The sequence below is a fragment of the uncultured Campylobacter sp. genome, from assembly GCF_937949835.1.
In the GTDB taxonomy this organism is placed as follows: Bacteria; Campylobacterota; Campylobacteria; order Campylobacterales; family Campylobacteraceae; genus Campylobacter_B.
In genome coordinates, this window is sequence record NZ_CALEDC010000301.1 from 1 (window position 1) to 6,801 (window position 6,801).

The following is a 6,801-nucleotide window of genomic DNA, read 5'->3' on the forward strand; positions in this document are numbered from 1 at the left end:
ATCCCTATCGTGATGATCACCGGCTCGCTCTCGCTTATCGACATCGTAAGCGCGCAAAGCGGCGGCATCGACAAGTGGTTTATCTGGAAAGAGCCCGTCTGCTTCGCGCTCTTTCTCATCGCCGCTTTCGTCGAGTGTAACCGCACGCCGCTGTGCCTTACCGAAAATGAAACCGAGATCGTAGCGGGCGCCGGTACGGCGTATTCTGGCATGCGCTGGGGTATGTTTTTTATCGGCGAATACGCCAATATCATAACCTACTCCGTCGTCACGACGCTACTGTTTTTGGGCGGATTCAACGCATTTTGGTTTATCCCCGGCGGCATTATGATGATATTAAAATCAAGCCTCGTGTTTTTCTGCTTCCTATGGGCGCGCGCGGCGTGGCCGCATCTGCGCCCCGATCAGCTGATGGGGCTTTGCTGGAAAGTCTGCATGCCGTTAGCTCTTGCTTGCATGCTAATTACCGCGCTAGCGATCGTTTAAGGAGGGGTGCGATGGCAAGATACGCTCAGATCGACAAACGAGCCCCTATTAAATCCGGTGGCGATAAGCTGCGCAGATTCCTCTCCCGCACCTTTAACGGAGAGCTTTTCGTGGGGCTGTGGGTGGTGCTAAAAAATATGTTTAAGCGCGGCGGCTCGCACACGCTTCGGTATCCTATGGAAAAATTTGTTATGCCGCCTAGATACCGCGGCGTGCATAAGCTAATGCGCCTGCTCGAAAGCGGCAGCGAACGCTGCATCGGATGCGGCTTGTGCGAGAAGATCTGCGTGGCGAACTGCATTGCGATGGAGACCAGCCTCGGCGCCGACGGCCGCAAAAAGGTAGATAACTACTCGATAAATTTAGGGCGCTGCGTCTATTGCGGGCTTTGCGCGGACGTCTGCCCCGAGATCGCTATCGTGCACGGCTGCGAATACGAGCTTGCGAGCGAACAGCGGGCATACTACGGCTTCAAAGAGGATCTTTTGATTCGCGGCGAAAATTTATGTTTAAACGGCGTGGCGCAGGAGTTTGCGGGCTACGGCAGCCTGGATGAAAACGCGGGCGCGCGGATCAAGATGACGCCGAATGCCTATATAAAAAGCGACGCCGCAAGCGACGAGCTAAGCTTAAAGAGTGCGGGTTCAAATTTAAAAAGCAGCGCCGCGGAAAGCTTTAAAAAAGAGGGCGCCTCTAGCGATAAAATTCTATTTTCAAAGGGTGCGGGATTAAGCGGCGAAATTTTAACCGAGCGGCAAAACGCCAAGCGGGCAAGCTTAAAGGAAAGCTCCGCCGCAGACGCCAAAAATTCTAAAGAAAATTCTGCTACGGACGCTCGAAATTCCACGCTTGATTCGCAGCGAAATTCCAAAGAAAATTCCGCCTCGCAATGCGCAGAAGATTCCGCCGCGCAGGGGGAGGAGCAATGATACAAACGCTTGCATTTTATTTTTTCAGCGCGGTTTGCCTGGCACTTTTCGGCATCAGCGTTTTTAGCAAAAACGTCCTTTACGCCCTTAGCGCGCTGGCTGGCGGTATGGTATTTATGAGCGGATTTTTCTTCTTGCTGGATGCGGAGTTTTTAGGCGTAGTGCAGATCATAGTTTACACGGGCGCCGTGATCGTGCTTTACGGCTTCGCGCTGATGTTTTTAGGCGCGGATAAAAACGTAAGCGAGCCCAAAAAAGGGGCAAGGCTATTTTTCGCGCTTAGCGGCGTGATCGCATTTTTGCTCGTGATTATCGTGCTTGGCGCGGTGGTTGCGAACAACGTAGAAACGCTTAAAATTTTAAACACCGACGATACCGAGGCGCTTGGGATGATTATCTTTACGAAATATCTGGCGATTTTCGAGCTTGCAGCCGTGATGCTGCTCGTGGCGATGATCTGCGCTATCGTGCTTGCGCATAAGCAGATGGACGCAAGCCTGACATACGAAGAGAGCGAGGGATAAAATGAGTCTAAATCACTATCTGATCGTTGCTGCGATGATGTTTGGGCTCGGGCTTGCGGGTATGATGAAGCGAAGAAATTTGATAATGCTCTTTTTTTCGAGCGAAATTTTATTAAACGCCGCAAATTTAGCCCTCGTCGCCGTGGCGAAATTTTACGACAACATAAACGGCGAAATTTTTGCACTTTTCATCGTCGCAATCGCTGCGAGCGAGATGGCCGTGGGGCTTGGACTACTCATCTTGTGGTATAAGAAAACGGGCAGCATCGAACTTGACAGCTTCGTAAATTTTAAAAATCCTTCCAAGGATGGACCGGATGCTTGATACTGTTTTTGTGTGGCTTTTAATCGCCCTTTTCGCACCGCTTGCCTCGGCGATCTTCGCAGGCGTTTTCATTCGCGCCAAAGACAAGATGTTTATTGGCGTAATCTGCTCGGCGCTGGTGATTTTAAGCACTATCGCGTCGCTTGCTTTGATGGAGCTCGTCTCTGACAACCGCCTAATCAGCGTAAATTTAGCCGATTTCATAAACACGGGATTTTTGGACGCAAAATTTAGCTTTCTCATAGATAGCGTAAGTGCGGTGATGATGGTGGTCGTAGGCATCGTATCCAGCGTCGTGCATGTGTATTCGATCTACTACATGTGGGATGATGAAAACTTCGCTAAATTTTTCAGCTTCCTGGGGCTTTTCGTATTTTCGATGCTGGTTTTGGTAACGAGCGATAATTTTTTAGGGCTTTTCATCGGCTGGGAGGGGGTCGGACTCTGCTCGTGGCTGCTGATCGGCTTTTGGTATGATAGGGAGGGTTACAGCTGGTGCGCCAACGAGGCTTTCATAATGAACCGCATCGCAGATCTTGGGATGCTGCTTGGAATTTTTTTGATCTATTTAAATTTCGGCTCGCTGCGCTACGAGGTGGTGTTTGCGAACGCAGCGGGCTTGGAGCCTGAAATTTTAACCCTGGTCGCCGCACTTTTATTTATCGGTGCGATGGGCAAAAGCGCGCAGTTTCCATTCCATACCTGGCTAGCCGACGCGATGGCGGGTCCGACGCCCGTATCCGCGCTCATTCACGCAGCGACGATGGTTACGGCGGGCGTTTATCTGGTGATCCGCGCAAATGCGATTTTCGCGCTCGCGCCCGAAGTAAGCGGCTTTATCGTCTGCCTAGGCGCTTTCGTGGCGGTCTTTGCGGCGTCGATGGCGCTGGTTCATAACGATCTTAAAAAAATCATCGCCTACTCCACGCTTTCGCAGCTTGGCTATATGTTCGTAGCCGCGGGGCTCGGGGCGTATTGGATCGCGCTATTTCATCTGGCGACGCACGCGTTTTTCAAGGCGCTTCTATTTTTGGGCGCGGGCAACGTAATGCACGCGATGAAGGATGATCTAAATATCCAAAATATGGGCGGATTATATAAGTTTATGCGGCCTACGGCGATTTTAATGTGTGTAGGCTCGCTCGCGCTTTGCGGATTTTATCCGTTCGCGGGCTTTTTCTCAAAAGATAAAATTTTAGAAGCGGCGTGGAGCGCGGACGCGTATTTTATCTGGGCGCTGCTGTTTGCGGGCGCTACGATGACGACATTTTACAGCGTGCGCCTAATAATGCTCGTGTTTTTCGGTAAGGCAAAATACTCGCACCATCCGCACGAGGCGAAAGGCTTCGCCCTTATCGCGATGGGCGTGTTAGCCGTGCCTGCGGTGATAGCGGGCTTTTTCGAGCACGATTTTGCAGAGTTTGTGCTTAGCATACTGCCGGGCTTTAAAGCTTCGATCCCGCACGGCGTGGAGGTAATTTTGATCGCCCTAACGCTAGCGATGATAAGCGCGGTGGCGATCGGCACGATTTGGACATACGGCAAGGGTAAATTTAGCCAAAATTTAAAGAACTGCAAATTTTATAAAATTTTGATCGCGCAGTATTTTATCCCGCAAATTTACGAGCGCGTGATCGTGCGCGGATACGCTAAGCTTAGCGAGATCTGCGCTAAATGCGACGGCGCGATCATAGACGCCAGCGTCGATCTGATCGCTCGCATCGCGGTAAAAAGCGGCGAGGGTGCGGATCGCGTAAGCAATAGCGGAGATTTGAGCGCAAATTTAAGGTGGATGGTTTTGGGATCTTTCATTTTGCTGATTTTGGCGTTTGCGCTGTGAGGTGGGCATGGAATACTTTTTAAGTTTGGTTATATTTTTTCCGGCGGTAGCTGCGGTTTTGGGCTTTTTGATCGACGAAGCGAGCATCAAGACCTACGCCGTTACGATGAGCTTCATAGAGTTCGTGCTTTCGCTCGTTTTGTGGATACTCTACGAGCCGGTGGACGGCATCGCGTTTAGCGTGCTGCACCCTTTCATAAGCGAATACGGCATCAACTACTTCATCGGCGTGGACGGAATTTCGCTGTTTTTAGTGATCCTAAGCACGCTGGTTACATTTTTAGCGCTGCTTAGTCTAAGTATCAAAGAGCGCGCCAAAAATTTAATCATCTGCATTCTATTTTTAGAGATGACGATGGTGGGCGTTTTCGTGGCGCTAGATGCGATTTTGTTTTACATCTTTTGGGAGCTTTCGCTAATTCCAATGCTCTACATCATCGGCGCGTGGGGCAGCGGCAAGAGAATTTACGCCGCGGTAAAATTTTTCATCTACACCTTCCTAGGCTCGATGTTTCTACTCGTTGGACTCGTAGCGATGAGCTATTTCTATCACGAGGCTACGGGCGAGTACAGCTTTAATATCCTAGACTGGCAGAGCCTGTCGCTGCCGCTTAGCACGCAAATTCCTCTATTTTTGGCATTTTCGCTCGCCTTTGCGATCAAGACGCCTTGCTTTCCTTTTCATACCTGGCTGCCGTATGCGCACGGACAGGCTCCTACGATAGGCTCTGTACTGCTTGCTGCAGTGCTTCTTAAGATGGGCACCTACGGCTTCGTGCGATTTTCGCTGCCGCTATTTCCCGACGCGAGCGTGCATTTTAGCGGGATGATGTGCGCCGTAGCGATCGTTATGATCATCTATGCGAGCTTCATCGCCTTTGCGCAAAAGGACATCAAACAGGTAATCGCGTATAGCTCGATCGCGCATATGGGCGTCATAATGCTAGGAATTTTTTCAATGAGCCGCGAAGGAATTAGCGGCGCGGTATTTTTGATGATAAGCCACGGTATCGTAAGCGGCGGGCTCTTTATGCTCGTAGGCTTTTTATACGACCGCAGGCACACGAAGCTTTTCAGCGAGTTCGGCGGGCTTGCGCGGGTGATGCCGCTTTATGCGTTTTGCTTTTGCGTCGTGCTGCTAGGCTCGATAGGCCTTCCGCTTACGATCGGCTTCGTGGGAGAATTCCTAAGCCTTGCGGGGATTTTTAAAATAAGCTTTAGCTACGCGCTTTTGGGCGGACTCGGCATAATAATGGGCGCGATCTATTCGATGAATCTTTATAAAAAGACCTTCTTCGGCGCGATCGTGCATGAGGAAAATAAAAAGCTAAGCGATCTAAATAGAACCGAGCTTTGCTCTATCGTTCCGATCTGCGTGCTAGTGGTAGCGCTTGGCGTAGCGCCGAATTTGATGCTAAAGAGTATCGAGCCTAGCGTGACGCAAAGCCTTGAGCTGATGTTTAACAAAGCCTCTCAAACCGCGACCCGCGCCTATATGGAAAAAGCAAATTTTAAGGTAAGAAGCGATGCAAAATAATCTTTTAAATTTAGCCTCGATCGCGCCTATGGCGATACTCGGAGGATTTGCCCTACTGATGCTCGCGGTTTCGCTTTTTGCGCGCACGCTATCGTATAAATTTTACGCCGTCATCACGATACTGGCGCTAGCTCTGGGCTTCGGGCTTGTTTTCGGATACAACAGCGGCATACGCGGGCTTTTTGACGTGATGCTGGTGGACGGAATCGCGACGCTATCGATGCTTATCATGCTCGCAGGCTCGATATTTTTCATCTTTCTATCTTTGGGTGCAAGAAGCGCGCATGAGTACCATACCGCGGAATTTTTCGTGCTGTTTTTATTCGTGCTCGTGGGCTATGAGTTTATGGTCGCGAGCGAAAGCTTAATGATGATCCTCGTGGGGCTTGAGACGGGCTCGCTGGCGCTTTATACGCTCATCGCATTGCATAATCGCGCCAGATCAATCGAAGCGGCGCTAAAATATTTCATCATGGGCGCGATGGGATCGGGATTTTTCGCATTCGGCGCGGCGATGTTTTTTCTATCGACCGGCTCTATGGAAATTTCAAATATCGCGCAGATCGCTAAGAGTTCAAATTTACAAACCAGCGTCCTACTTTTCGCCGCCTGCTCATTTATGATCGTCTCGATAGGATTTAAGCTCTCGCTGATCCCGTTTCATACCTGGACGCCCGACGTTTACGAGGGCGCGAGCTCCGCAATGGCGGGCTTCATGTCCGTAGTGCCTAAGATCGCGGGCTTTGTCGTGGCGATCAGGCTGTTTGAGGCGCTGGGAAGTATCGGCGTGCAGTGGCTAAACATCGTGCTCTACGCCGTAGCGGTGGTTACGATGAGCTTAGCGAACCTCATGGCGCTCGTGCAGCGCGACGTCAAGCGGATGCTGGCTTTCAGCTCCGTTTCGCACGCAGGCTTCGTACTCTGCGCGATCGTGATCGGCTCGACGCAGGCAAATGCGGCGCTTTTCACCTACTGGATACTATATGCCGTGGCAAATCTCGGGGCGTTTGCGTTCATCTGGTGCGTACGGCAAAGGCGCGCGCGCTCGTTAAATTTAAAATTTAAAACCCAAAACCCTGCTTTAAATTTAAACGCAAACGGCGAGAGCTTTATCTCAAATGCAAAGCCCGCTTTTTCGCAAAATCACGAGCCGGGCTCTG

General features: G+C 50.7%; 6 protein-coding genes and 1 pseudogene. All 7 read left to right on the forward strand.

Annotated elements, in window-relative coordinates:
• A partial coding sequence (locus Q0256_RS06820) for an NADH-quinone oxidoreductase subunit H (RefSeq protein WP_297961506.1) occupies positions 1-486 on the forward strand: 486 nt, incomplete at its 5' end.
• Between the two features lie 11 nt (positions 487-497).
• A pseudogene (gene nuoI / locus Q0256_RS06825) lies at positions 498-1,082 on the forward strand (NADH-quinone oxidoreductase subunit NuoI); the annotation flags it as partial.
• 329 nt (positions 1,083-1,411) lie between these two features.
• On the forward strand, positions 1,412-1,939 hold the full coding sequence (locus Q0256_RS06830; protein ID WP_291938411.1) for an NADH-quinone oxidoreductase subunit J: 528 nt from the start codon (positions 1,412-1,414) through the stop codon (positions 1,937-1,939).
• A gap of 1 nt (position 1,940) precedes the next feature.
• On the forward strand, positions 1,941-2,264 hold the full coding sequence (gene nuoK / locus Q0256_RS06835) for an NADH-quinone oxidoreductase subunit NuoK (RefSeq protein ID WP_295151092.1): 324 nt from the start codon (positions 1,941-1,943) through the stop codon (positions 2,262-2,264).
• Positions 2,257-4,104, forward strand: coding sequence for an NADH-quinone oxidoreductase subunit L (gene nuoL, locus Q0256_RS06840; protein WP_297961511.1), 1,848 nt, complete (start codon positions 2,257-2,259; stop codon positions 4,102-4,104). Before nuoK ends, nuoL begins: the two co-directional genes overlap by 8 nt.
• A gap of 7 nt (positions 4,105-4,111) precedes the next feature.
• A complete protein-coding gene (locus tag Q0256_RS06845; RefSeq protein WP_297961514.1) occupies positions 4,112-5,641 on the forward strand; it encodes an NADH-quinone oxidoreductase subunit M in 1,530 nt (509 codons plus the stop codon).
• Positions 5,631-6,801: NADH-quinone oxidoreductase subunit N (locus tag Q0256_RS06850; protein ID WP_297961517.1), on the forward strand; the 1,171-nt coding region annotated here is incomplete at its 3' end. The genes Q0256_RS06845 and Q0256_RS06850, both read left to right, overlap by 11 nt.